The organism is Micromonospora sp. NBC_01740 (assembly GCF_035920365.1).
Classification (GTDB): Bacteria; Actinomycetota; Actinomycetes; order Mycobacteriales; family Micromonosporaceae; genus Micromonospora; species Micromonospora reichwaldensis.
Genome location: NZ_CP109150.1, coordinates 1,406,598 through 1,430,450 on the forward strand (window position 1 = coordinate 1,406,598; position 23,853 = coordinate 1,430,450).

Sequence of the window (23,853 nt, forward strand, 5' to 3'; positions counted from 1 at the left end):
CACCGGATGCTCAGGTCACGGGTGTGCGTGGCGACGGGTGGGTAATGGCGCGGGCGTGACAGGATGCGGCGTGCCTCCGTTCAGTCCCGCACCCCCCGGCGGCGTCCCGCCGTTCGTCGCGGATCTGCACATCCACTCGAAGTACTCGCGCGCGTGCAGCCGCGACCTCACCCTGCCCAACCTCGGCTGGTGGGCGCGGCGCAAGGGCATCGGGGTGCTCGGCACCGGCGACTTCACCCACCCCGCCTGGTACGACCACCTCCGCGAGACGCTGCACCCGGCCGAGCCCGGCCTGCACCGGCTCAGCCCGGAGGCGGAGCGGGACATCGCCCGCCGGCTGCCGCCCCGGCTGGCGAGCGAGGCGGAGGCGGACCCGGTCCGGTTCATGCTCAGCGTGGAGATCTCCACGATCTACAAGCGGGACGACCGCACCCGCAAGGTGCACCATCTGATCTACCTGCCCGACCTGGACGCGGTGGCCCGGTTCAACACGGCGCTCGGGCGGATCGGCAACCTCGGCTCGGACGGCCGGCCGATCCTCGGCCTGGACTCCCGGGACCTGCTGGAGATCACCCTGGAGGCCAGCGCCGACGGCTACCTGGTGCCGGCGCACATCTGGACGCCGTGGTTCTCCGCGCTGGGCTCCAAGTCGGGCTTCGACGCGATCGCCGACTGCTACGCCGACCTGGCCGAGCACATCTTCGCCGTGGAGACCGGCCTCTCCTCCGACCCGGAGATGAACTGGCGCGTCGGCAGCCTGGACGGCTACCGGCTGGTGTCGAACTCCGACGCGCACTCGCCGCCGGCGCTGGCCCGGGAGGCGACCGTCTTCGCCACCGCCCGCGACTACTACGCGATCCGGGACGCCCTGCGTACCGGTGACGGGCTCGCCGGGACCATCGAGTTCTTCCCCGAGGAGGGCAAGTACCACGGGGACGGGCACCGGCTCTGCGGGATCAACTGGTCGCCCGAGCGGACCCGGGCCGCCGACGGCCGCTGCCCGGAGTGCGGCAAGCCGCTGACCGTGGGCGTACTCAGCCGGATCGAGGAGCTGGCCGACCGGCCGTCGGGGCACCGGCCCGCGTACGCCCCCGACGTCACCCACCTGGTGCCGCTGGCCGAGATCCTCGGCGAGATCAACAAGGTGGGCGCCCGGTCCAAGCGGGTCGAGGGGAAGCTCCACGAGCTGATCGCCGCCCTCGGCCCGGAGCTGGAGATCCTCACCAGCACGCCGCTCGACGAGATCGGCCGGGTCGGCGGGGAACTGCTCGCCGAGGGCATCGGCCGGCTACGCCGGGGCGACGTCCGCCGGGTCCCCGGCTACGACGGCGAGTACGGCGTCATCACCCTCTTCGACCCGGCCGAGCTGGGCGGCAACGCCGGCGGGGCCCAGGAGACGCTCTTCGACGTACCCGTGCCGGCGCAGCGCACCCCGGCGGAGCCGGCGCCGAAGCCCCGGGCCAAGCGCCCGGCGGCGGCCAAGCCCGAACCGAAACGCAAGGCCGCGCCGGCCGCGCCCCCGCCCCCGATCGCGCCGACGCCCTCGCCGCACGAGCCGTTCGAGCCGATGCTCGCCGGTATGGAGGAGGTCGGCACCGGCCTGCTGGACCGCCTGGACGCCATGCAGCGGGTGGCCGCCTCCGCGCCGGGCGGGCCGCTGCTCATCGTCGCCGGACCGGGCACCGGCAAGACCCGGACCCTGACCCACCGGATCGCCTACCTCTGCGCGGAACTGAACGTCTTCCCGGAGCAGTGCCTGGCGATCACGTTCACCCGGCGGGCCGCCGAGGAGCTGCGGCACCGCCTCGACGGGCTGCTCGGGCCGGTCGCCGAGGACGTCACCGTCGGCACCTTCCACTCGCTGGGCCTGACCATCCTGCGGGAGAACGCCGACGCCGCCGGCCTGCCGACGGACTTCCGGATCGCCGACGACGCCCAGCGGGCGGAGGCCCGCGCCGAGGCCGGCGACGACGAGGCCGGCTACGCGGCGCTGCTGCGCAAGCAGGACCTGGTGGACCTGGACGAGCTGCTGACCCTGCCGGTCGCGCTGCTGAGGGCCGACAAGAAGTTGGTACGGCACTACCGGGAGCGCTGGCGCTGGATCTTCGTCGACGAGTACCAGGACGTCGACGAGGTGCAGTACGAGTTGCTGCGCCTGCTCAGCCCCGCCGACGGCAACCTCTGCGCGATCGGCGACCCGGACCAGGCGATCTACTCCTTCCGGGGTGCCGACGTCGGCTACTTCCTGCGCTTCTCGCAGGACTTCACCGACGCCCGGCTGGTGCGGCTGAACCGCAACTACCGCTCCTCCGCGCCCATCCTGGCCGCCGCCGTGCAGGCCATCGCGCCGTCGTCGCTGGTCCGTGGCCGCCGGCTCGACCCGGCCCGGCTCGACCCGGAGGCCCCGCTGGTGGGTCGCTACCCGGCGGCCTCCGTCTCCGACGAGGCCGACTTCGTCGTACGCACCATCGACGAGCTGGTCGGCGGCCTCTCCCACCGGTCGCTGGACTCGGGGCGGATCGACGGCCGGTCCACCTCGCTCTCGTTCTCGGACATCGCGGTGCTCTACCGCACCGACGCGCAGGCCGCACCGATCGTGGACGCGCTCGCGCGGGCGAACATCCCGGTGCAGAAGCGCTCGCACGACCGGCTGCGGGACCGTCCCGGGGTGTCCGCCATCGCCCGCGAGCTGCGCCACGCCGACGGGCTCGACGGCTCGCTGGCCGCCCGGGTCCGGCTGGCCGGGCAGGTGCTGGCGGAGCGCTTCGCGGTGCCCACGCTGGACGGTGCCGGCGCGGTACGCCCGGAGGACGTCCGCTCGGCCGTCGACCTGCTCACCCCGCTGGCCCGCCGCTGCGGCGACGACCTGCCGCTGTTCCTGTCCCAGCTCGCCACCGGGGCGGAGGTGGACGCGCTCGACCCGCGCGCCGAGGCGGTCACCCTGCTCACCCTGCACGCCGCCAAGGGGCTGGAGTTCCCGGTGGTCTTCCTGGTCGGCGCCGAGGACGGGCTGCTCCCGCTGCGCTGGCCCGGCAGCACCCCCGACGACGACGCAATCGCCGAGGAACGGCGGCTCTTCTTCGTCGGGCTGACCCGAGCCCAGGACCGGCTGTACGTGACCCACGCGGCCCGCCGCAGCCGGCACGGCACGGAACGCGAGTGCGCCCCGTCGCCGTTCCTCGACGTCATCGACCCGGGCCTCTTCGAGCGCTTCGGCGAGGCCGAACCCCGCCGCCCCCGCGACCGCCAGCTCCGCCTGATCTGAGCCACCCCGTCGGGCTGGCTGTGGGTCCTTCCGGCCGCGGGTGACCGGCTCAGGCGGTCAGGGCGGCCCGGTGTGCCCGTCCGTGCGGGGCGCGTCAGGCCGTCAGGCACCGGTGCGCCGGTCGGTGCGGCGGCCTCAGGCGGCCAGGGCGGCCAGCCAGGCGCCGGTGAGCAGGGCCGGGCCCAGCGGGAGCGGGGTGTCGCGACGCACCCTGCCGGACACCAGCAGGACGAGCACCAGCACACCGTGCAGCAGGTGCGGCAGGATCAGCCCGAGCGCCAGGGACGACCCGCCGAGCCAGCCGAGCGGCAGGCCCAGGACGGCGGCGAGCTTCACGTCGCCGAAGCCCAGCCGGGAGCCGGGCAGCACCGCCAGCACCACGTGGCAGGCGAAGCAGAGCGCCGCCCCCGCCACCGCGCCGAGCAGGCGCCCGGGGCTACCGGCCGTCGCCGCCGCGCCGGTCAGCCCGACGGCGGCGACCAGCGCGGCGGCACCGACCAGCGGGTCGGGCAGCCGCAGGCAGGCCAGGTCGACCAGGGCGAGCACCAGCCCGACGGCGGCCAGCACGAGGAGGACCGGCAGGACCGGATCCGCCCCCAGGGCCGCCGCGAGCCCGGCGAAGGCGACCGCACCCGCCGTCGCGCCCCACCCGGCGGACGGCACCGCCCCGGCGACGCGCACCGCGCCCGGAGCGGCCTCGACGACGCGCGGCGTGGACCCGGCGTTCCGCACCGCGTTCGAAGCGGCGCCGGCGACTCGCGGTGCGAGCGGGGCGGTGAAGTGGCGGGCGACCCGGGGTGCGGCGAGGCCGGCCAGGGCGCCGAGCAGCGCCACGCATGCCAGCAGCCCGGTCGACACGGGCGGACGCTACCGGCGCGACGGCTCCGGCGCGGCCCCCCGGACGGGACGTCGGGGTCTCTCGGTGCTCACCACGAGGGCCACCCCGGCGACGATGACCGCGCCGCCGAGCACCACCCGCGCGGTGACCGGCTCGGCGGCGAACAACGCGCCGAGCGCCACCGCGACCACCGGGTTGACGTAGGCGTACGTGGAGGCCAGCGAGATCGGGGCGTGGTGCAGCAGCCAGACGTACGCGGTGAAGGCGACCAGCGAGCCGGCCACCATCAGGTACGCGAGCGCGAGCCACGACCGGGTGGTCACCGCGCCCAGGTCGAAGCCGCGCAGCTCGCCCCGGCCCACCGAGAGGAGGGCCAACGCCGCCGCCCCGGCGAACATCTCGTAGACGGTGGCGACGAACGGATCGGCGGGCATCCGGATCCGCCCGGAGAGGAAGGAGCCGACCGACCAGCAGGTGGCCGCCGCGACCACGGTCAGCGCCCCGGCGAGCGGCACGGCGTCCGCCCCGCCGGTCGGCAGCACCAGCAGCACCAGGCCGACGAAGCCCAGCGTCACCCCCGCCAGCGTCCACGACCGGGGCCGGTCGCCGGTGACCGTACGCAGCAGCACCACCAGCAGCGGAACGGTCGCCACCAGCAGGGCGGCGACCCCGGACGGCACCGCCACCCCCACCGGACCGGACTCGGCGAGCACCACCAACCCGTTGCCGCAGGCCAGCAGGAGAATCCCGACCAGCGCGGCCGAGACGAGCTGTCGCCGGTCCACCCGCAGCGCGCCCCGCCCCCGCCGTGCCCGCAGCACGACCGCCAGCACCAGGCCGGCGGCGGCGAACCGGGCGGCCGCCGAGCCGAGCGGCGGCATGGACTCCACCACGATCTTGATGCCCAGGTAGGTGGAGCCCCACAGGACGTAGACCAGCAGCAGCGCGGTCCAGAGCAGGGCCGGCGTGGCAGCAGCCGGACGACCCGCCCCGGCGGCCGGGCCGGGCCGGGTACCTGCGTCGACGGGCGGCTGCGCACTCGGTGGAGGTGGGCTCATCGGTGGACACGCTACGGTGACGTCGGCGTCGGCGTCCCCGGTTGGTGGCCGGCCTCTCACCACTCGCACGGGAGGCGTGCATGGCGAACTACGGACCACCGGGTCGCGGCAACCCGGACCCGTGGCACGGGCGGTACCCCGACGAGTCGTACGGTCCGTCGGCCGGGTCTGCGGGGCAGGAGCCCTGGGCGGACGCGTACGGCCCGCCCACGCCGGGGCACGGCCCGGTGCCGTACGCCGCCCGGAGCGACGGCACCGCCGGCCCCTCCCCGTACGCGGAAGGTCCCGCCCCGCCACCGCGACGCCGGCGCGGGCGGGCGGCCCCGGTCGTCGCGGTGCTGGCCACGGTGACGTTGCTGGTGCTGGTCGGCGGGGCCGCGGTGCTCTACCTGCTCGACCAGGACGACAGGAAGCCCGTCGCCACGCCGAGCGGGCCCGCGCCCGCGGCCCGGACCGACCCGCCGGAATCCCCGGCGGGCGCGACGGCCGCCGCGCCGAGCACACCCGCCCCCGAGTCCTCCACCGATCCGCGCTTCGTCAAGGCCGGCCAGTGCGTCCGCAACGACGGGCCGGCCGGCGGCAAGCCCAAGCTGCTGATCAGCGAGTGCGCGCCGCAGACCTACGAGGTGCTGCGCCGGATCGACGGGGCGACCAGCGGCGAGAAGGACGCCGCGGCGAAGTGCGCCAAGGTTGACGGCTACACCAACTGGTACTTCTTCGACAGCGAGCTGGACACCCTCGACTTCGTGCTCTGCCTGAAGCAGCGCTGAGCCACCGCACCCCTGAGGAAGAGATGACGACCTACGGATCACCCGCACAGCCGGACGACCCCTACCAGCGCCCGCCCGGCACCCCGGGCGGCCCGCCCCCCATCGACCCGACCCTGCCGGAGTGGGGGCAGCCGCCGGCCGCCGCGCAGTGGGGCCAGCCGCAGCCCGGCGGCGAACCGCAGTGGGGCCAGCCGCCGTACGGGGGTGAAGCGCCGGCCACCCCGCAGTGGGGCCAGCAGGACCCGGCGTGGAACCAGCCCGCGCAGCCGCCGGCCCCGGAACCGGGCTACCCCCCGCCGCCCACGTCCGGGGCCGGGTACCCGCCGCCCACGTCCGGAGCCGGGTACCCGCCGCCGACCTCCGGGGCCGGATACCCGCCGCCCACGTCCGGAGCCGGATACCCGCCGCCCTCCTCCGGGGCCGGCTATCCGCCGCCGCCCGGGGTGCAGCCGCCGGCGGGCCAGGGTGGATACCCGCAGGCGGGTCCGTATCCGCCGGCCGGGCCGGCACCCACGCCGGGCAACCAGTGGGGCGCCCCGCCGCCGGGGCCCGGCGGGTACGCGATGCCGCCGGCCGCTCCGCCCGCGAACAAGAGCGGTGGCAAGGTCGCGCTGATCATCGGTCTGGTGGCGGTGCTCCTGCTCTGCCCGTGCCTCGGCCTCGCCGGCTGGGGATTCTGGCAGGCCGGCGACGACGACCCGGTCGCGGCCCCGACGGGGAACGCCCCCGCCGGCCCGACGGGCCAGCCGACGAGCCAGCCGACGGCCCAGCCGACGAGTGAGCCCACGGACGAGCCCAGCGCGGAGCCGACCACCGCCGCACCGAGCCCCAGCAGGAAGGAGTTCGCCAAGGGCGACTGCGTGGTCAACGACGGCACGGCCAGCAAGGCCGAGCTGCGTAAGGTGCCCTGCGGCCCCAACACGTACGAGGTGCTCCTGCGGATCCCGGGTACGGCGGACGGCGACCGGTGCAAGACCCGGGCCCCGGAGGCGACCGCGAACTACGTGCACGACAACTCGATCGACTTCCTCGACTACGTGCTCTGCCTGAAGAAGCGCTGATTGCCAAAACTAGGGCTGTCTAGCATGGACGCTAGACAGCCCTAGTTTTGTGTCGAGACCGATCCCGGTGACCCGACACGCCGGTTGCCCCATCTACGGATGTCTAGTCCCCCAGCTAGACGGCCCGATACTGTGCGATGCGTGGATCCGGTCCGCAACCCGTACGCCCCGGGCGCCGGTCAGCGTCCCCCCGAACTCGCCGGGCGGGGGCGCGAGCTGGACGTCTTCGACGTCGTGCTGGAGCGCATCGCCCGGGGCCGGCCGGAACGCAGCCTGATGCTCACCGGCCTGCGCGGGGTCGGCAAGACGGTGCTGCTCAACACCCTCCGCTCCCAGGCGATCAACCACCTCTGGGGCAGCGGCAAGATCGAGGCCCGACCGGACCAGTCGCTACGCCGCCCGATCGCCGCCGCGCTGCACATGGCCGTCCGGGAGCTGGCGCCCCGGCACCGCGCGCCCGACCGGATCGACGCCTTCCTCGGCGTGCTCAGGGCGTTCGCCCAGCGGACCGCGCCGACCGGCCGCGGCACCGCCGCCCCGAAGCTGCGCGACCGGTGGCAGCCGGGCATCGACGTGCCCGCCGCCACCGGCCGCGCCGACTCCGGCGACATCGAGATCGACCTGGTCGAGCTGCTCACCGACGCCGCCGCGGTGGCCGCCGACGTCGGCACCGGCATCGCGATCTTCATCGACGAGATGCAGGACCTCGGCCCGGAGGACGTCTCCGCGCTCTGCGCCGCCTGCCACGAGCTGTCCCAGCTCGGCGCGCCGCTGATCGTGGTGGGCGCCGGGCTGCCGCACCTGCCCGCCGTGCTCAGTGCGGCCAAGTCGTACTCGGAGCGGCTCTTCCGCTACCAGCGCATCGACCGGCTCGACCGGATCGCCGCCGACCAGGCGCTCTGCGCGCCGGCCGAGCGCGAGGAGGTCGAGTACGAGCAGAAGGCGCTCGACCTGCTCTACGAGAAGTCCGGCGGCTATCCCTACTTCGTCCAGGCGTACGGGAAGGCGACCTGGGACCACGCGCCCCGCTCGCCGATCACCGCCGCCGACGTACGGGTCGCCGCGCCCGAGGCCGAGGCCGAGCTGGCCGTGGGCTTCTTCGGCTCCCGCTTCGAACGGGCCACCCCGGCCGAACGCGAGTACATGCGGGCCATGGCCACGCTGTCCCTGGTGGAGGGCGAGGCGGACGGCGGGGGACGTGACGACATGGACGCCGCCGTGCCGACGGCGGAGATCGCCCGGGCCCTGGGGCGCAAGCCGGCCAGCCTCTCCCCGGCCCGGGACGCGCTGATCAAGAAGGGGCTGATCTACTCCGGTGAACGCGGCACGGTCGCCTTCACCGTCCCGCACTTCGGCCGCTACCTGCGTACCCAACCGGCCTGACCGGCCACCACGGACCGCGCCGGGCGTCAGACCTTGGACCAGGGCGGCGGGAAGAGCACCTCGCCGCGCGGCGGCGGACCCTCGCCGCTCGTGGTCGGCGGCAGCACCAGCGCCTGCCAGGGATCGCCGAGACCCGACCAGGGGCTGGTCAGGCCCATCCGGTCGGCCCGGCCGAAGCCGAACCGGTGGTAGTAGCCCGGGTCGCCGAGCACCACCACCAGCCGCTCGCCCAACTCCGTGGCCGCCTCGATGGCGGCCTGCACCACCGCCGTGCCGAGGCCGATCCGCCGCCGGTGCGGCGCGACCGCCACGGGGCCGAGCGCCAGCGCTGGCGCGGTGTGGTCGTCGGACTTCACCCGGACCCGGGTGAGCAGGGCGTAGCCGACGACCTCGCCGCCGTACTCGGCGACCATCGCCAGCTCCGGCAGCCAGGCGTCGCTGTCCCGCAGCTCCTGGACCAGCCCCACCTCGGGCGGCGCGGTCACGTCGGGGCGGGCGAACGCGCCGGCCAGCACCCGCCGGACCGCGCCGGTGTCGGCCGGGTCCTCGGGTCGCAGCCGTAGCGTCGTCACGCGGGGCACGTTACCCCTCACAGGCCGTCCATCAGCGACGGTCGCTCGAATCGGCGTGGCGCGAGGTGCACGTCCGCCGATCCGGATCGGCGGTTGCGGGGGTAGCCGGGCCGACGACGGGGTATGACTGACCCATGAAACCCGTACGTTCCCTCGCCCGCGCCATGCTGAGCGGCATCTTCGTGGTCAGCGGGTTCACCAACCTCCGGAACCCCGGGCGGCTGGTCCCGGCCGCGAAGCCCGTGACGGACCGGGTGACTCCGCTGCTGGAGAAGGCCGACCCCCGCATCCCCACCGACACCGAGACGCTGATCCGCGTCAACTCGGCGGTGCAGGTCGGCGCCGGGCTGATGCTCGCCACCGGACGGTTCGCCCGGCCGGCGGCGCTGGTCCTGGCCGGCACGCTGGTCCCGGTGACCCTCGCCGGGCATCCCTTCTGGAACAACGACGACCCGGCGGCGCGGCGCAACAACCAGATCCACTTCCTGAAGAACCTCGGCCTCTTCGGCGGGCTGCTGCTCGCCGCCGCCGACACCGGCGGCAGGCCGGGGCTGCGGTGGCGGACCGGTCACCGGATCGGCCACTCCCGACGTTCCGTGCAGCGAGCCGTCCGTACCGCCCGCAGGGAGGCCCGGATCGCCGTACGATCGGCAGCGACGGCCCGTCGACTGCCTGGCTGACCTGCGTCGATACCTCCCCCCGCCCGGGCCTTCACGTGTCAACGCCGCGAATCACCTGAACCACCCGACAGGCGTTAACGCGGTGGAAATGTCAAAAACATGTGTGGGATCGGACACGGTCGCATAACGCGGGAGGCATTAACGTGAGGCGCCGTTCTAGGCTCCGTGCAGGACCTGGACGGGTAGGACGACCTTGGTACGGGGGTGGCCACGCCATGCCGGCGACCGTCGGAAGACGGGTGGACCGCCTCGCCCCAGTCCGTCGCGTAACGCGTGGGATCGATCGTAGGACAGTCGTACGGGCTGGCATCGTGGCCGCCGTCGCCTATGCCGCATGGCTCGCCATCGGTGCTTTCGGGCGGCCGTACAACTTCTTCGACATGAAGATCTACCACGGCGCGGTGGTGTGGTGGGCGAGCGGTCACGAGCTCTACGAGTTCATCGCACCCGGCACCACCCTGGGCTTCACCTACCCGCCGTTCGGTGGTCTGGTGATGCTGCCGATGGCGCACCTGCCGGTCGAGCTGGCCGGGATGGTCAACGCGCTCGCCAGCATCGCCGCCCTGGCCGTCGTGCTGGCCGGGCTGCTCCGCCCGATCGTCGACCGGCTCGGCTGGCCCCTCTGGTTCACCGTGGGGATCGCGACGCCGCTGGCGGTCGCCGTCGAGCCGGCCCGGGAGACCCTCGGCTACGGCCAGGTGAACCTGCTCCTCTTCGCACTGATCATGGCCGACCTGATCGGCCTGCGCTGGCGGGCCCGCCGGGGCACCCACATCCCCCCGACCGACGGCCCGCTGCTGCGCTTCGTCTACAGCGGGGCGTGGGCCGGTGTGGGCATCGGCCTGGCCACCGCCGTCAAGCTGACCCCGGCGCTGTTCATCGCCTACCTGATGATCACGCGGCAGTGGCGTGCCGCGACCACCGCGATCGGCACGGTGATCGCGGTGACCGTCGGTTCCTTCGCGGTCGTCGGCACCGAGTCGCGGGCCTACTTCGGCGGCGTGCTCTGGCAGACCGAGCGCGTCGGGGCCGCCGACATGACGCCCAACCAGTCGCTGGCGGGGCTGCTGGCCCGGCTGTACGACTCGATCGAGACGCCCGGCCTGCTCTGGCTGGCGTTCTCGGTGCTGATGCTGGCGGTCGGTCTCTCCCGCGCCGTCAACGCCCGCGCCGACGGCGACGAGCTGACCGCGTTCACGCTGGTCGGCCTCACCGCCAACGTGATCAGCCCGATCTCCTGGACGCACCACCTGGTCTGGGTGATCCCGGCGATCATCGTGCTGGCCGACGCCGCCGTACGCCGCCGCGAGGCCAGCCGCGGGTTGGCGCAGCGGGCCGGCCAGGGCGGGTACGGCGGGCCGCCGGGGGTGACGGGGCTGCGCCCACCGATCTGGTACCCGACGCTGACCGGGCTCCGGCACGGCGTCGCCGCCGTCGGGCTCTACCTGCTCTTCCTGGTCTCCCCGATCTGGCCGTACGAGCACCAGCTCCCCGAGGTGTCGCACTACCAGGACGGCCTCTTCGGCGCCCTGATGGAGAACTCCCTGGCGCTGGCCCTGATCCTGCTGGTCGCCGCCCTGCCGTGGCGCCCCGGCGCCGAGCCGGCCTTCTACGCCGACCGGTTCGGCCGGCAGGCCGCGCCGAGCCTGCGCCGCTGACCGGATGGGCCGCCCCTCAGGGGCAGTTCACCCACTCCTCGGTGCCGTCGGCGAAGACCTGTCGCTTCCAGATCGGCAGCCGCGCCTTGACCTCGTCGACCAGTCGGGCGCAGGCCGCGAACGCGGCGGCCCGGTGGGCGGTGCTGACGGCCGCCACCAGGGCCGCGTCGCCGATGTCGAGCGGGCCCACCCGGTGCGACACGGCAACCGCGTACACGTCCGGGTCGGCGGCTATCTCGGCCGCGACCTCGCGCAGGATCCGCCCGGCGCTCGGGTGGCCCTCGTACTCCAGGCTGGTCACCGCCCGGCCGTGGTCGTGGTCGCGGACCACCCCCTGGAACGAGACCACCGCGCCGGCCCGGCGGTCGGCGACCGCCGCCTCGTGCGCGGCGAGGTCGAGCGGCCGGTCGGTGACCTCGCCGAACGTCGCGGGCCGGCCCGACGCGTCGGTCGTCGGCGTGGTCACCAGGCACGCTCCCCGGGCAGCAGCGGCAGCGGTACGAGCGGCACCCGGTCCCCCGGCTCGCCGGAGGTGCCGGGGCGGATGACGGCGAACCCGTCGGCGCCCGCCAGCCCGCGCAGCATCGCCGAGCCGACGTGCCGGACCGGGTGCGCGGTGCCGGCCGCCCGGTCCACCCGCACGAGCGCCAGATGGGTGTACGCGCCCCGGCCGCGCACCGGCTCGGCGAGCGTGACGTGCGGCAGCACCGGCATCGGGCGGCCCGCCAGGCCGGCCAGCAGCGGGGCGACCAGCGAGACCAGGGCGACGATGGCGGACTGCGGGTTGCCGGGCAGCCCGGCGACGAACCGGACCCGGCCGTCGGCGTCGACCAGCCGCGCCAGCAGCATCGGGAAACCGGGCCGCACCGCCACCGTGTTGACCACGTAGTCCGCGCCGAGCGCCTCCAGCGTGGGATGCAGGTGGTCGACCGGCCCGTGCATCGTGCCGCCGGTGGTGCACACGAGGTCGGCGGTGCTCAGCGCCGCGCGCAGGGCGGCCACGTGCGCGGGGAGCGTGTCCGCCACCGGTCCGACCACGTCCGACGGGCGGACCAGGCAGCCGTACCGGCGCAGCCAGGCCGGCACCGCCGGCCCGAGCGCGTCGCGCACCCGCCCGGCGCCGGGCGGGCCGGCGGTCAGCAGCTCGTCGCCGAAGACCAGCAGCGCGGCGCGGGGCTGCCGCCGCACCAGCAGGCTGTCGTGCCCGCAGGAGGCGGCCAGGCCGATCAGCGCCGGGTCCACCGGCGTGCCGGCGGGGACCAGTTCCTCCCCGGCGTACGCCTCCTCGCCCGGCTCGCGCCACTCCGGCGCCGGCCGCGGCGTGCCGTCGACGAGGCCCTCCGGCGTACGACGGGACTCCTCCACCCGCAGCACGGCCGTCGTGCCCTCCGGCACCATCGCGCCGGTGGCGATCTCGACGGTCGTCCCGTCGTCGGTCAGCGGGGCCGGGGTGCCGCCCGCCAGCACCCGCCCGACCGGCCGCCACGGCCCGGTGCCGCGCACGGCCCAGCCGTCGACGCTGGAGGTGGGGAAGGCGGGCAGGTCCGTACGGGTGGCCAGCGGCTCGGCGAGGGTGTGCCCGTCGATCTCGGCGAGCGGCCGGCTGACGGCGGGGAGCGCGGCGGCCAGGCCGACCGCGTACACCCGGGACCGGGCCTCCTCCCAGCCGGCGGGCGGGGGCGCGGTGGCCGGCTCGGCGGCCGGGGCGGTTTCCGTGCTCACCGGCCGAGCCTAACGGTGCGGCATGCCGGCCGCGCCGTCAGCGGCGCCGCGCCCACCGGTTGGTCGCGGCCCTCCCGCGTCGTCAGTGGTCGCCGCCGCGGAGCTGGTCGACGGCGTGGCGGAGGATCGGCCCGAGCACGGCGAGGCCGTCCCTGGCCCCGCCGGTCGACCCGGGCAGGTTGACCACCAGCATCCGGCCGACGACGCCGGCGAGCCCCCGGGAGAGCGCGGCGGCGGGAACCTTGTCGCGGCTGTGCGCCCGGATCGCCTCGGCGATGCCGGGGATCTCGTGATCGAGCAGCGCCCGGGTCACCTCGGGGGTGCAGTCGGAGGGGTTGATCCCCGTACCGCCGCTGGTCAGCACCACGTCGATCCCGTCGGCCAGGGCGGCGCGCAGCGCCTCGCCCACGGGCTCGCCGTCGGGCACCACCACGGGCCCGTCCACCTCGCAGCCGAGGTCGCGCAGGCCCGCGACGAGCAGGGGACCGCTGGTGTCCGCGTAGACCCCCGCCGCGGCCCGGTTGGACGCCACGACGACCCGGGCCCGGATCACGGCCGCTCCTGCGGGCGGACCCACAGGCCGGTCTTGCCGCCCTCCTTGCGCAGCACCCGGACCGCGTCGACGCTGGCCGCCGGGTCGACCGCCTTGACCATGTCGACGAGCGCCAGCCCGGCGACGGCCACCGCGGTCAGCGCCTCCATCTCCACGCCGGTGCGGTCCGCCGTCCGCGCGGTGGCGGTGATCTCGACGGTGTCGTCGGTGAGCGTCAGGTCGACCGTGACGCCGTGCAGGGCGATGGGATGGCAGAGCGGGATCAGGTCGGGGGTGCGCTTCGCGCCCATGATGCCGGCGAGGCGGCCGACCGCCAACGCGTCGCCCTTGGGCAGCCCGTCGCGGCGCAGCAGCTCGACGACCTCTGGCGTGGTGCGGAGCCGGCCGGCGGCGACGGCCAGGCGGCCGGTGACCGCCTTCGCGGAGACGTCGACCATGCGGGCCGCGCCCGCCGGATCGACGTGGGTGAGCTGCGCGGGATCGGTCACGCCCGCGAGCCTATCTTTCCGGTACGGGTGCAGGGGATCACCGGCGCGGGCACACGGCGTCGCGCGCCGGGCGACGGTCGGCCCCGCACCGGCTGAACCGACGTGCCTTTCGATCGCGCGACGGCCGCGACTCCGGGCGAGTGGGCCACCCCTGTCGCGAATTCGGAACGCGTTTCCGGCCCGTTGTCCCGCGGCCGTTTCCATCCCACTTCATGGACCGGGCCGATAGCCCTCCCTTCCCGGTGGACGGTGGCTCGGCATGCCGTCCTCGAACGACGGACGTCATTGACTCCGCAACGCCACGGAAGCGATCATCACCATCGGGAGAATCTTCCGGCCGTATCGATCGGGGCGGCAACGGGCAACATACGGAGTGCATCTTGCTCCGGTCGTTCCGTGACCTCGCCGGGAGCGGCGGCAGGCGGTGAGCGCTGACGGAACCACCCGGGCGGATGGGCGCACCGGCACGGAAGCGGTGGCCCCGACCACGCGATGTGCCCAGGACACGGGCCACGACCCGGTGCCACGCCGTCGGCCGCTGCAAACTGCACCGTCGTGTCCGATGCGCCGACGCCGCCACCGGTTCATTATCTAGCGTTAACCGGAAGTCGGCAGAAACACAGCACTGAGTTCCCGGCCAGAAGCAGAAAGTCACGTCGCAGGGCACGGTTCTCATCCATTGCCCATAGTCACATATATCCCTCCATAATTGGCCGAACCGCACTTAGGCTGTCGGCGTCGCGGAACACAGCCGCGCAAGGGCCAACGCGAAACCGGGGAGGGATAGCGATGTCGGCACACGAGTGGAACTGAGCATTGTGGCTGGCGCGTGACCGCGGGTAATCTTGGCGTGCTTTGCAGTCGGAAGCAGTCGGGATGCCGTGACACGACTGAACGTGGGCAAGACAGAGGCCGAGCGGCGGCTCACGCTGCACGTCGGCCTCGTCTGCGTTGCGGCCGCCATCGCGGCCGCCCTGTGTCTCCGCGAGCTGACCCAGCTGGGCTGGTCACGCAACCACCTGACGCTCTCGCTCACTCTGATCTGTCTGGCTTTCCTCGCCATGACGATCAAGTGGCGGATCCGGATTCGCGCGACGGTCCACGCGATCTCCTGGAGTGAGACAGCGATCATCCTGAGCCTGGCGGTTGCGCCAACTCCGCTGGTGATCCTGACCACCGGCATCGGGGTGGCGATAGCCCAGTACCTCGCCAAGCTCCCGCCCTTGAAGGCCGCCTTCGGCGTGGCCAAGACCATGCTGCTGGCGGTGGGCGGCGGAGCAGCCCTCCACGCGGCCGGAGGATCGCCACCGATCACCGACCTGTGGCCGGCCCTCGGCCCGATCGGGGTCGCCTACGCCGTCACGGTGGTCCTCGACGAAGTGCTGACCCTCCCGGTCATCGCACTCGCCACGGGCACCCGGCTCAGGCAACTCTTCCGCGAGGACCTCGGGCTGCGCCTGACGAGCGCGCTGGCGCGCTTCGTCCTCATCGTCACCACGTTGTTCATCCTCCATGGGGACCCCCGGCTCCTGCTGGCGGTGCCGCCCCTCGTACTCAGCCTCCACCTGCTCTACTCCAACCGGGTCAAGGCCCGCACCGAGCAGCAGGCGTGGCAGCGGCTGGCCCGCACCACCGACGCGCTCAACGTCGTCGACCTGGACAAGGTCCTCACCACCGCGGTCACCCAGGCCGCCGAGCTGTTCTCCGCCGACGAGGTGGAGATCGAGCTGCGCGACGGTGGCCGGACAGTACGCGGCGGTGCCGTCGCCATCACGTACGACGGGCCGGCCGGCGAACCGACCGCCGTGGACGGCACCGTGGTCCCCGCCGCCCTGGAGGGGCACGACCGGACGGTCGACGTGGGCGTACTGCGACTGCGGTTCCGGGGGCCCGTGCAGCTCTCCGAACGGGAGCAGTACACGCTGCGCACCTTCGCCTCGGCGCTCTGCACTGCGGTACGCAACGCGCAGGCGTACGCCGAGCTGGCCCGGGTCGCCGACGAGCACGCGTACGCCGCCACCCACGACGCGCTGACCGGGCTGGCCAACCGCCGGCACCTGCTCGACCAGGGCACCGAACAGCTCGACACCCGGCACGCCGACGGGGTGACCGCGCTGGTGCTGATCGACCTCAACCACTTCAAGGAGGTCAACGACACCCTCGGGCACGCCGCCGGGGACCACGTCCTGGTGCAGGTCGCCGAGCGGCTGCGCGACGCCGCCCAGGAGGGGGACCTGGTGGCCCGGCTCGGCGGCGACGAGTTCGCCGTACTCCTGCGGGGTCTGCCGGCCCCCGCGGTGGCCGCGCACCGCGCGGAGACCCTGCTCGCCACGCTGCACGAGCCGTTCGACCTCGACGGCATGCGGATCAGCGTCGAGGCGAGCGGCGGGATCGCCGCCGCACCCGCCACCGGCGGCATGCCGGAGCTGCTGCGCCGCGCGGACGTCGCGATGTACCAGGCCAAACGGGCCGGTCAGCGGACCTCGACGTACGCACCGACCCGCGACACCGCCGACCTCGGCCGGCTCACCCTCGGCGGCGAACTGCCGCGCGCCGTCGCCGACCACGAGTTCACCGTCAACTTCCAGCCCATCGTCGACCTGGGCAGCGGCCGGGTCACCGGCGCGGAGGCCCTCGCCCGCTGGCACCACCCCACCCACGGAATGATCGACCCGCTGCGCTTCCTGGAGGCGGTGGAACGCTCGGGCCTGCTCCCCGCCTTCGCCGAGGCGATCCTCGACCAGGCCCTGATCGCGGCGGGCAGCTGGCGGGACGCCGGCTTCGACGTGCCCGTGGCGGTCAACGTGTCGCCGCGCAGCCTCCTCGACGCCCGCTTCCCCGGCTCCGTGCTCGCCCGGCTGCGGGCCCACGACCTGCCCCCCGACCGGCTGGTGCTGGAGCTGACCGAGACGCTCACCCTCAGCCAGCTCGACGTGGTCGACCGGGTGCTCAGCCGGCTGCGCGACGAAGGGGTCCGGCTGGCGCTCGACGACTTCGGCACCGGCTACTCCTCCCTGTCGCTGCTCTCCCGCATCCCCGTGCACGAGCTGAAGATCGACCGCAGCTTCGTGACCGCCATGGAGACCTCCGCCGAGGCCGCCGCCGTCATCCGCTCCACCCTCGACCTGGGCCGCAGCCTCGGGCTCGACGTGGTGGCCGAGGGCGTGGAGAGCGAGCCGCAGCGCCGGGCCCTCTGGGAGCTGGGCTGCACGGCCGGCCAGGGGCACCTCTTCGCCCGGCCGGTGCCCGCCGGCACGCTCCTCGCGGCGTTCCGGCGCGGCTCCGGGGGCAGCCCCGGCACCCTCGCCCCTCCACTGCACGACGCTGGCGCCGTGATCCGGCTCGCCCCGGGCCGCCGGCCGGGCGGGCGTGGCCGCACCGACCGCCACCTGCCCGCCTGACGCGGCGGCAGGCGCCAACTGCCCGCCTGACGCGGCGACGCGCACCTGCTGCCAGACTGGCCCGCGTGACCGCCGCCCCGACCGCCCGCCGCCGTGGCTGGCAGCGCCTCGACTCCGCCGCCGGCGGCCTCGCCCTCGACCTCGGCCTGTACGCCGGGTCGGCGGCGTTCGCCGCGATCACCGCCGCCACGTCCACCCTGCTCCCGCACCGGGCCTGGGGCGCCGTCGCCGCCGTCGGATACCTCCTCGCGGCCCTCGCCGCGACCGGCCAGCTCCTGCTGCGGCGGCGCGACCCCGGCTCGTCGCTGACCGGGCTGCGGGCCCGCTGGGCGGTCACCGGGTTCGCCTGGTTCGCCACCGCCCTGCTGCCGCTGGCCTGGCAGAGCATCCAACGGGCCGGCGGACGCACCGACCGGGCGCAGGAGGAGGTGCTGGTCGTCGAGGAGTCCGGCCGGCGGCTCGTCGACACCGGCACGCCGTACCTCGGACACGACGCGATCGCCGCCCTGCCACCCGGCGAACAACTGCTCGGCTACACCCCCTACCAGCCGGGAATGGCACTGTTCGGGCTGCCCCGGGCGGCCGTCGACGCCTGGTGGACCGACGCCCGCGTCTGGTTCGCCGTCGGGACCGCGCTGGCGCTCGCCCTGGCCGTCCGCGCCGTCACCCGCGGCGCACGCCGGAGGGCGGACGACCACACCGGCGCCGCCCTGCTCCGGGGCGTACAGGCCGCCACCGTCCTCCCGATCTGCGCGCTCACCCTCGCCACCGGCGGCGACGACCTGCCCGTACTCGCGCTCTGCCTGCTCGCCCTCGCCCTCGCCGCCGCCGGCCGGCCGGGCCGGGCCGGTCTCGCGGTCGGCCTGGCCGGCGCGCTGAAGCTCTTCGCCTGGCCGGTCGCCCTCGTGCTGATCATCTGGGGGCTGACCCGGCGGGCCGGCCTGCGGGTCGCCGCGGGCGCGATCGGCGTGCCCGCCGCCGCGCTGCTGCCGGCCATGCTCGTCGACCGCGACGCGCTGGTCGAGAACGTGCTCCGCTTCCCGCTCGGGCACGGCCTGGTGACCAGCCCCGCCCAGTCGCCGTTCCCCGGTCACCTGATCGCCACCGCGCTGCCCGCCGGCCGCGCCGTCGCCGTCGCCCTCCTGCTCGCCGCCGGGCTGGCCATCGCCGTCCGGCTCGCCCGCCGCCCGCCCCGCACCGCCGCCGCCACCGCCCTGATCTGCGGGTACGGCCTGCTCGCCGCGATCCTGCTGATGCCCACGACCCGCTTCGGCTACCTGCTCTACCCGCTCGCCCTCCTCGCGTGGGCCCCCGCCCTGCACCCCCCGGTTTCCGCGAACCGGCGGGCGGAGGCCGGCGACACGGCGTAGACCTGAGGCATGACCACCTACCGCGACCGCGAAGAGGCGGGCCGGACGCTCGCCGAACGGCTCACCGCACTCATCGGCGCACCGGACGTCATCGTCCTCGGGCTGGTACGCGGCGGCGTGCCCGTGGCCCGGGTGGTCGCCGAGCGTCTCGGCGCACCCCTCGACGTGCTGGTCGTCCGGAAACTCGGCATGCCGTGGGCGCCCGAGGTGGCCTTCGGCGCGCTCGGCCCCGGCGGCGTGCGGGTCCTCAACGACGTCGTCGCCAGTCGACTCACGGAGGACGACGTCGCCGAGGTCGTCCGCCGCGAGGAGGCCGAGTTGGAACGGCGGGAACGGCTCTACCGCGCCGGTCGGCCGCCGCTCGACCTGACCGGGCGCACCGCCGTGATCGTCGACGACGGCCTGGCCACGGGGGCCACCGCCCGCGCCGCCGTCCAGGTCGCCCGTCACCTCGGCGCCCGCCGGGTCGTGGTGGCCGTCCCGGTCGGCTCCCAGGAGGCGTACGAGATGCTGGCCGCCGAGTCCGACCAGGTCGTCTGCGCCCAGCACCCGCCGGAGTTCATGGCGGTGAGCACCTACTACGAGGACTTCCACGAGGTCGCCGACTCCGAAGTCACGGAAGCGCTGACAGCGACTGCGTGACCTGACCGGGTACGGTCGGAGGATGAGCCTGACCTGTCCCAAGTGTCACGGAGAAATGCGCCAGTACGAGCGCAGCGGCGTCACCATCGACCAGTGCGGCGAATGCCGGGGGATCTTCCTCGATCGCGGTGAGCTGGAGAAGCTGTTCGAGGCGGAGGCCAACTGGAGTCGCCAGCAGGGCGCGGCCCCGGCACAGCCCGCCCACCAGCAGGGCGGCTACCCCGGCCAGCCGAGCCACCAGCAGGGCGGTTACCCGCCCCCGCCGCCCCCGCCGCCCGCACCCGCTCCGCACCAGCCGGGCTACGGCGCCGTCCCGCCGCCGCCCCCGCCGGTGCACGGCTACCCGCCGGCCCCCGCCTACGGCCAGCAGCACCACGGCTACCACGGCCACTACAAGCGCAAGAAGCACAAGAGCTTCCTGGACGAGATGTTCGGCTGAGCCACTCCGTCGACCGGGCCGGCTCCTCGACCGGCCCGGTCACCCGTGGTCTGGTGCCACGCCCCGTTCCGCCGCCGTTCGCCGTGCCGAGCGGCGGCGGCCGTGCGACGCTGCGCTCCATGACGCACCGCGGACGACACCTCGCGCTGGCGCAGGCGTACGACGGGATCACCCGCGTCGTCACCGACCTCGACGACGCGGACCTGCAACGGCCCACCCGGTGCCGGGGCTGGCTCGTCGCGGATCTGCTGTTCCACGTGCTCTGCGACGCCCAGCGTGCGCTGGTCGCGCTGGCCAGCCCCGCCGAGGGCCCGCCCGACGTGGACGACGTGACCTACTGGCGCGCGTTCCCGGCCGAGAGGGACGGTGACGGCGCGCGGCACGCCTGGTGGGCCCGCCGCTCCGCAGCCGCCTTCGACCGCCCCGGCGGGATCGTCCGGCTCTGGACCAACACCGCACCCGCCGCCGTACGCGCCGCGGGCGCGGCCGACCCCGACGGCCACGTGACCACCCAGGGGCACGTGCTGCGGGTGCCGGACCTGCTCGCCACGCTGACCACCGAGGCCGTCGTGCACCACCTGGACCTGGTCCTCGACCTGCCCGACGCGCCCCTGCCCGGAGTGCTGGCCACGCGGGTCGCCGTGACCACCATGGACGGCCTGCTCAGCGACGACGCCGTCCGACCGGCCGCGTGGAGCGACGCGGATTACCTGCTCAAGGCCACCGGCCGACTGCCGCTCACCGACCGCGACCAGCTCGAACTCGGCGAGGTCGCCGGCTGGTTCCCCCTGCTGGGCTGACCGGCGCGGCCGCCCTCAGACGATGGCCATGTCCACGAAGCGCGACAGGTGGAGCTGCGCGGCCACCGTCACCGTGTCGGTGGGGCCATTTCTGTGCTTGGCAACAATGAAATCCGCCTCCCCGGCACGCGGCGACTCCTTGTCGTAGTAGTCGTCGCGGTGCAACAGGATGACGACGTCGGCGTCCTGCTCGATCGAGCCCGATTCACGCAGGTCGGACAGCTGCGGTCGCTTGTCGGTGCGCTGCTCCGGGCCACGGTTCAGCTGACTGACCGCGATCACCGGGCACTCCACCTCCTTGGCGAGCAGCTTGAGGCCACGGGAGAGGTCCGCGACCTCCTGCTGCCGGCTCTCGGTGCGCTTCGGAGAGGTCATCAGCTGGAGATAGTCGACCACGATCAGCTTGAGGTCGTGCCGCTGCTTGAGCCGGCGCGCCTTGGCCCGGATCTCCATCAGGTTCATGCTCGGCGTGTCGTCGACGAAGAGCGGCGCCTCACTGATCTCGCCCATGCAGCGGGCGAGCTTGGTCCAGTCGTCGTCGGAGAGCTGGCCGCTGCGCAGGACGTGCAGGGGCACGCGCGCCTCGGCCGACAGCAACCGCATGACGATCTCGACCTTGCTCATTTCCAGCGAGAAGATGGCCGCCGCCTGGTTTGCCCTGATCGCGGCGTTGCGCGCGAAGTCCATGCTCGCCGTGCTGTTGTGTGTCGGGATCATCGCCCGACCCGCAAGGTAGAGGTGCTCGGGATTGTCCACCGTGACGCACCGGACCGGCACGCTCGCCACCGGTCGGACGTCGACGATGAAACGGCTGTCCGTCCGGGAGTTGCTCTCGCTACGGCGCCGCAGCCGGTGCGCCTCCCGCTTGCGGGTCAGGCGGAACACTTCGTCCCTCGTCGTGAAGTTCAAGTTGAAGGCGATCGAGCTTTCCGCGGTGCGCCCCTTGACGGTCTTCCGGCTGACCGAGCAGCGGTACCCGAGACTGACGACCAACTCGTGCACGTCCTCGGCGAGGCGGGGGGACGTCGTGGTGAACTGCACGTTCCCGCTGACGGTCACGGTGCCGTCGGTGTCGAGCAGCCCGGCCAGCAGCGCTCGCCGCTGCGCCTCCGAGGCCCGCAGGTACGCGGCGGGGACGTGCTTGTCGCCCAACACCCCGGCCGCCCGCAGGTAACCACGGAAGGAGCCGTAACGCTTGTGGCAGTCGCGGCACCTGCGACTTGCGTTCCAGGCGCTGGCGTCCACTCTCCCGCAGTGGGCGCAACCTTCGCGCCGCGCCGCAGGGACGAGTCCTTTCGACCGGCCCCCACACGACTGGCCGCAGGTATGGATCGCCGGGCCACGAGGCGTGAAGACGGCGTGGCAGACGACGCATTCACGGTCCGGGATCGCGGGCAGCCGCGGCGGACGAATGGTGTAGACCATCGGCCCCGAAGGTCTGACCTCGAAGCCGTCGGACTCGATTCCGGCCAGGATCTCCGGGTCGACGGTGGTGACCCTTCCTTCCGCCGTGTGGCCGTCGCCGAGCCAGACGCCGAGCGTGTACGGCGCAAGCGGGAGTTCGCGTTCCGGAAGGCGGAGTGCGGCGGCGTTTTCGACCGCATGATTGAGTCGTCGGTCGGCCGTGTTCGTACGCAGGGTCGCTCGTATCTGCTCCGTCGTCACCACGTCTTGCAGCTCCGCCGCCGCCAGGCTCTCCGACCACTGCTCGACACGCTCCAGCAACTGGCGGTAGAGACGGCGGGCCGGATAGGCCCTGGCCGGGCGCACACGCGGGCGCCTGCGCATGACGACGGGCGACTCGTCGGCGATGTCGCGCGTCACCCGGTGGGCGGTGTGCGTGAACTCCGGGCCGAGCACGGCGGCCAGCTCCGCGATCGTGACGTCGTCGCCGGGCGCCGCGCCGGCGGCTGCCCGGTGCAGCCGTTCGATGGCCTCGGGAGACCAGTGGTTGCGGCGGCGGGCGGGGGCAGCGCGGCGGCTTGCCCGCGTAGTGGTCTTCCACAGGTGTTCACCGTCGGCGACGATCACCGAGCCGTCGGAAAACTCGACCTCGTAGCACGGCCGGTCGTGCCGTACCTCGAACGCGGCGGTGACCTTCGTCGGCAGGCCGTCAGCGCTCAGCAACTCGTCGCCGACCTTCACGTCCCCCATGGTGGTCCAGCCCGTCGGCGTGGGAAGGGGGGTGTCCAGCGCGAGCGCCTTACCCAACCCGGGGCGTCCGGCGACGATCACGAGTTGCCCCGCGTGCAGGCCGTTGAGCAGGCGGTCCAGGTCGGTGAAGCCGGTGGGGACGCCGGTCATCATGCCGCCCTGGGCGCCCACCGCCTCGATCTCGTCCAGTGTCGGCTGGAGCATGTCGGCGAGTACGGCGAAGTCCTCGCTGACGCGGCGCTCGGTGATGTCGTAGACCGCCTGCTGGGCGAGGTCGACGACGTCGTCGACGTCGCGGCTGCCGCCCTGAGCCGTGCCGTAGCCCAGCTGCACGATCTTGGTGCCGGCCTCGACCAGACGCCGCAGGACCGCCCGCTCGCTGACAATGCGGGCGTAGTAGGCCGCGTTCGCGGCGGTCGGCACGCTGGCGATCAGCGTATGCAGGTAGGGGGCGCCGCCGATCCGGACGAGATCGCCGGAGTTGGCCAGGGCCGCCGCCACAGTGATGGAGTCGGCCGGCTCACCCCGGCCGTAGATCTCCAGGATGGTGTCGAAGATGGTGGCGTGCACCGGCCGGTAGAAGTCGTTGGTCTTGAGGATCTCCACGACGTCGGCGACGGCGTCCTTGGACAGCAGCATGCCGCCGAGGACGCACTGCTCGGCGGCGATGTCCTGGGGCGGGGTCTTGTCGAACTGGCCGTCGCGCTGCGGCGGCGGGGACGCGTGCCCCCCGCCCGATCGCGAGTCCGCCCGCATGTCGTCGGTGACCGACACGGGTCCCCCCTCCACTGCGTCGGATCTGGATCCAGCCCTGTCGCCGGGATGGACAACCTCGACCTGCCGGTCGATCGGGGGTCATCGCACGACCGGTCGGGGGCCAACCATACGGAACCCGAGGTCAGCCCCTCAACCACGTCGGTGGACGAGCCTCGGGACAACCTGTGGACGCCGGGGGACAAGCATGTGCGCAGGGTGTGCACAGCCTGTGGACAACGGCTG

The 23,853-nt window shown here is 74.1% G+C and carries 18 protein-coding genes and 1 pseudogene; 11 read left to right on the plus strand and 8 right to left on the minus strand.

All coding sequences use genetic code 11. The features are described 5' to 3' along the window. The first annotated feature begins 70 nt into the window (after positions 1–70). Positions 71–3,265, plus strand: a complete 3,195-nt coding sequence (locus tag OG989_RS06775) for a UvrD-helicase domain-containing protein (RefSeq protein WP_327030020.1) — start codon at positions 71–73, stop codon at positions 3,263–3,265. 135 nt (positions 3,266–3,400) lie between these two features. Here the strand turns inward: OG989_RS06775 and OG989_RS06780 are convergent, their stop codons facing one another. Continuing rightward, entirely contained in the window at positions 3,401–4,123 is a 723-nt protein-coding gene (locus OG989_RS06780) for a prepilin peptidase (protein WP_327030021.1), read from the minus strand. 9 nt (positions 4,124–4,132) lie between these two features. Then, the gene (locus OG989_RS06785; protein ID WP_327030022.1) at positions 4,133–5,161 is read right to left on the minus strand and encodes an EamA family transporter; all 1,029 of its coding nucleotides are present in this window, start codon (positions 5,159–5,161) and stop codon (positions 4,133–4,135) included. A 227-nt stretch (positions 5,162–5,388) separates the two neighbouring features. Here OG989_RS06785 and OG989_RS06790 point away from each other — a divergent pair, with 227 nt between their 5' ends. The 3 genes from OG989_RS06790 (at position 5,389) to OG989_RS06800 (ending at position 8,375) form a co-directional block, all read left to right on the plus strand. Further along, positions 5,389–5,931, plus strand: a complete 543-nt coding sequence (locus OG989_RS06790; RefSeq protein WP_192581353.1) for an LppU/SCO3897 family protein — start codon at positions 5,389–5,391, stop codon at positions 5,929–5,931. Between the two features lie 563 nt (positions 5,932–6,494). Continuing rightward, a complete protein-coding gene (locus OG989_RS31910) occupies positions 6,495–6,992 on the plus strand; it encodes an LppU/SCO3897 family protein (protein WP_442791944.1) in 498 nt (165 codons plus the stop codon). Positions 6,993–7,133: 141 nt separating this feature from the next. Then, complete coding sequence (locus tag OG989_RS06800; protein WP_327030024.1) at positions 7,134–8,375, plus strand: ATP-binding protein; 1,242 nt, start codon at positions 7,134–7,136, stop codon at positions 8,373–8,375. 26 nt (positions 8,376–8,401) lie between these two features. Here OG989_RS06800 and OG989_RS06805 read toward each other — a convergent pair whose 3' ends face one another. After that, on the minus strand, positions 8,402–8,956 hold the full coding sequence (locus OG989_RS06805) for a GNAT family N-acetyltransferase (protein WP_151456335.1): 555 nt from the start codon (positions 8,954–8,956) through the stop codon (positions 8,402–8,404). A gap of 125 nt (positions 8,957–9,081) precedes the next feature. Between OG989_RS06805 and OG989_RS06810 the strand changes: the two genes are divergently transcribed. Beyond that, positions 9,082–9,627, plus strand: coding sequence for a DoxX family protein (locus OG989_RS06810; RefSeq protein ID WP_151456336.1), 546 nt, complete (start codon positions 9,082–9,084; stop codon positions 9,625–9,627). A gap of 215 nt (positions 9,628–9,842) precedes the next feature. After that, positions 9,843–11,285 (plus strand): glycosyltransferase 87 family protein, encoded by a 1,443-nt coding sequence (locus tag OG989_RS06815; protein ID WP_151456337.1) that lies wholly within the window; start codon positions 9,843–9,845, stop codon positions 11,283–11,285. Between the two features lie 16 nt (positions 11,286–11,301). On the opposite strand, the gene OG989_RS06820 is transcribed toward OG989_RS06815, so the two are convergent. The 4 genes from OG989_RS06820 to moaC form a co-directional block, all read right to left on the minus strand. Then, positions 11,302–11,751: a molybdenum cofactor biosynthesis protein MoaE gene (locus OG989_RS06820; RefSeq protein ID WP_327030025.1), complete on the minus strand. Its 450-nt coding sequence runs from the start codon at positions 11,749–11,751 to the stop codon at positions 11,302–11,304. After that, positions 11,748–13,007 (minus strand): molybdopterin molybdotransferase MoeA, encoded by a 1,260-nt coding sequence (locus OG989_RS06825; RefSeq protein WP_327030026.1) that lies wholly within the window; start codon positions 13,005–13,007, stop codon positions 11,748–11,750. Before OG989_RS06825 ends, OG989_RS06820 begins: the two co-directional genes overlap by 4 nt. Positions 13,008–13,089: 82 nt before the next feature. Then, positions 13,090–13,560, minus strand: coding sequence for a MogA/MoaB family molybdenum cofactor biosynthesis protein (locus tag OG989_RS06830; RefSeq protein WP_327030027.1), 471 nt, complete (start codon positions 13,558–13,560; stop codon positions 13,090–13,092). After that, a complete protein-coding gene (moaC, locus tag OG989_RS06835; RefSeq protein ID WP_151456340.1) occupies positions 13,557–14,048 on the minus strand; it encodes a cyclic pyranopterin monophosphate synthase MoaC in 492 nt (163 codons plus the stop codon). The genes OG989_RS06830 and moaC overlap by 4 nt, the downstream gene beginning before the upstream one ends. Before the next feature lie 896 nt (positions 14,049–14,944). On the opposite strand from moaC, the gene OG989_RS06840 reads away from it, so the two are divergent. From OG989_RS06840 to OG989_RS06860, 5 genes and pseudogenes are all read left to right on the plus strand, one after another. Beyond that, complete coding sequence (locus OG989_RS06840; protein WP_370518978.1) at positions 14,945–17,449, plus strand: putative bifunctional diguanylate cyclase/phosphodiesterase; 2,505 nt, start codon at positions 14,945–14,947, stop codon at positions 17,447–17,449. 65 nt (positions 17,450–17,514) lie between these two features. Continuing rightward, positions 17,515–18,839 (plus strand): annotated as a pseudogene (locus OG989_RS06845) (glycosyltransferase 87 family protein); the annotation flags it as partial. Then, positions 18,829–19,461: a phosphoribosyltransferase gene (locus tag OG989_RS06850; RefSeq protein WP_132235514.1), complete on the plus strand. Its 633-nt coding sequence runs from the start codon at positions 18,829–18,831 to the stop codon at positions 19,459–19,461. The pseudogene OG989_RS06845 and the gene OG989_RS06850, both read left to right, overlap by 11 nt. 22 nt (positions 19,462–19,483) lie before the next feature. After that, on the plus strand, positions 19,484–19,900 hold the full coding sequence (locus OG989_RS06855) for a TFIIB-type zinc ribbon-containing protein (RefSeq protein ID WP_327030029.1): 417 nt from the start codon (positions 19,484–19,486) through the stop codon (positions 19,898–19,900). A gap of 119 nt (positions 19,901–20,019) precedes the next feature. After that, positions 20,020–20,700 (plus strand): maleylpyruvate isomerase N-terminal domain-containing protein, encoded by a 681-nt coding sequence (locus tag OG989_RS06860; protein ID WP_151456177.1) that lies wholly within the window; start codon positions 20,020–20,022, stop codon positions 20,698–20,700. Positions 20,701–20,715: 15 nt separating this feature from the next. On the opposite strand, the gene dnaB is transcribed toward OG989_RS06860, so the two are convergent. Continuing rightward, on the minus strand, positions 20,716–23,643 hold the full coding sequence (gene dnaB / locus OG989_RS06865; protein WP_327030030.1) for a replicative DNA helicase: 2,928 nt from the start codon (positions 23,641–23,643) through the stop codon (positions 20,716–20,718). Positions 23,644–23,853 lie beyond the last annotated feature (210 nt).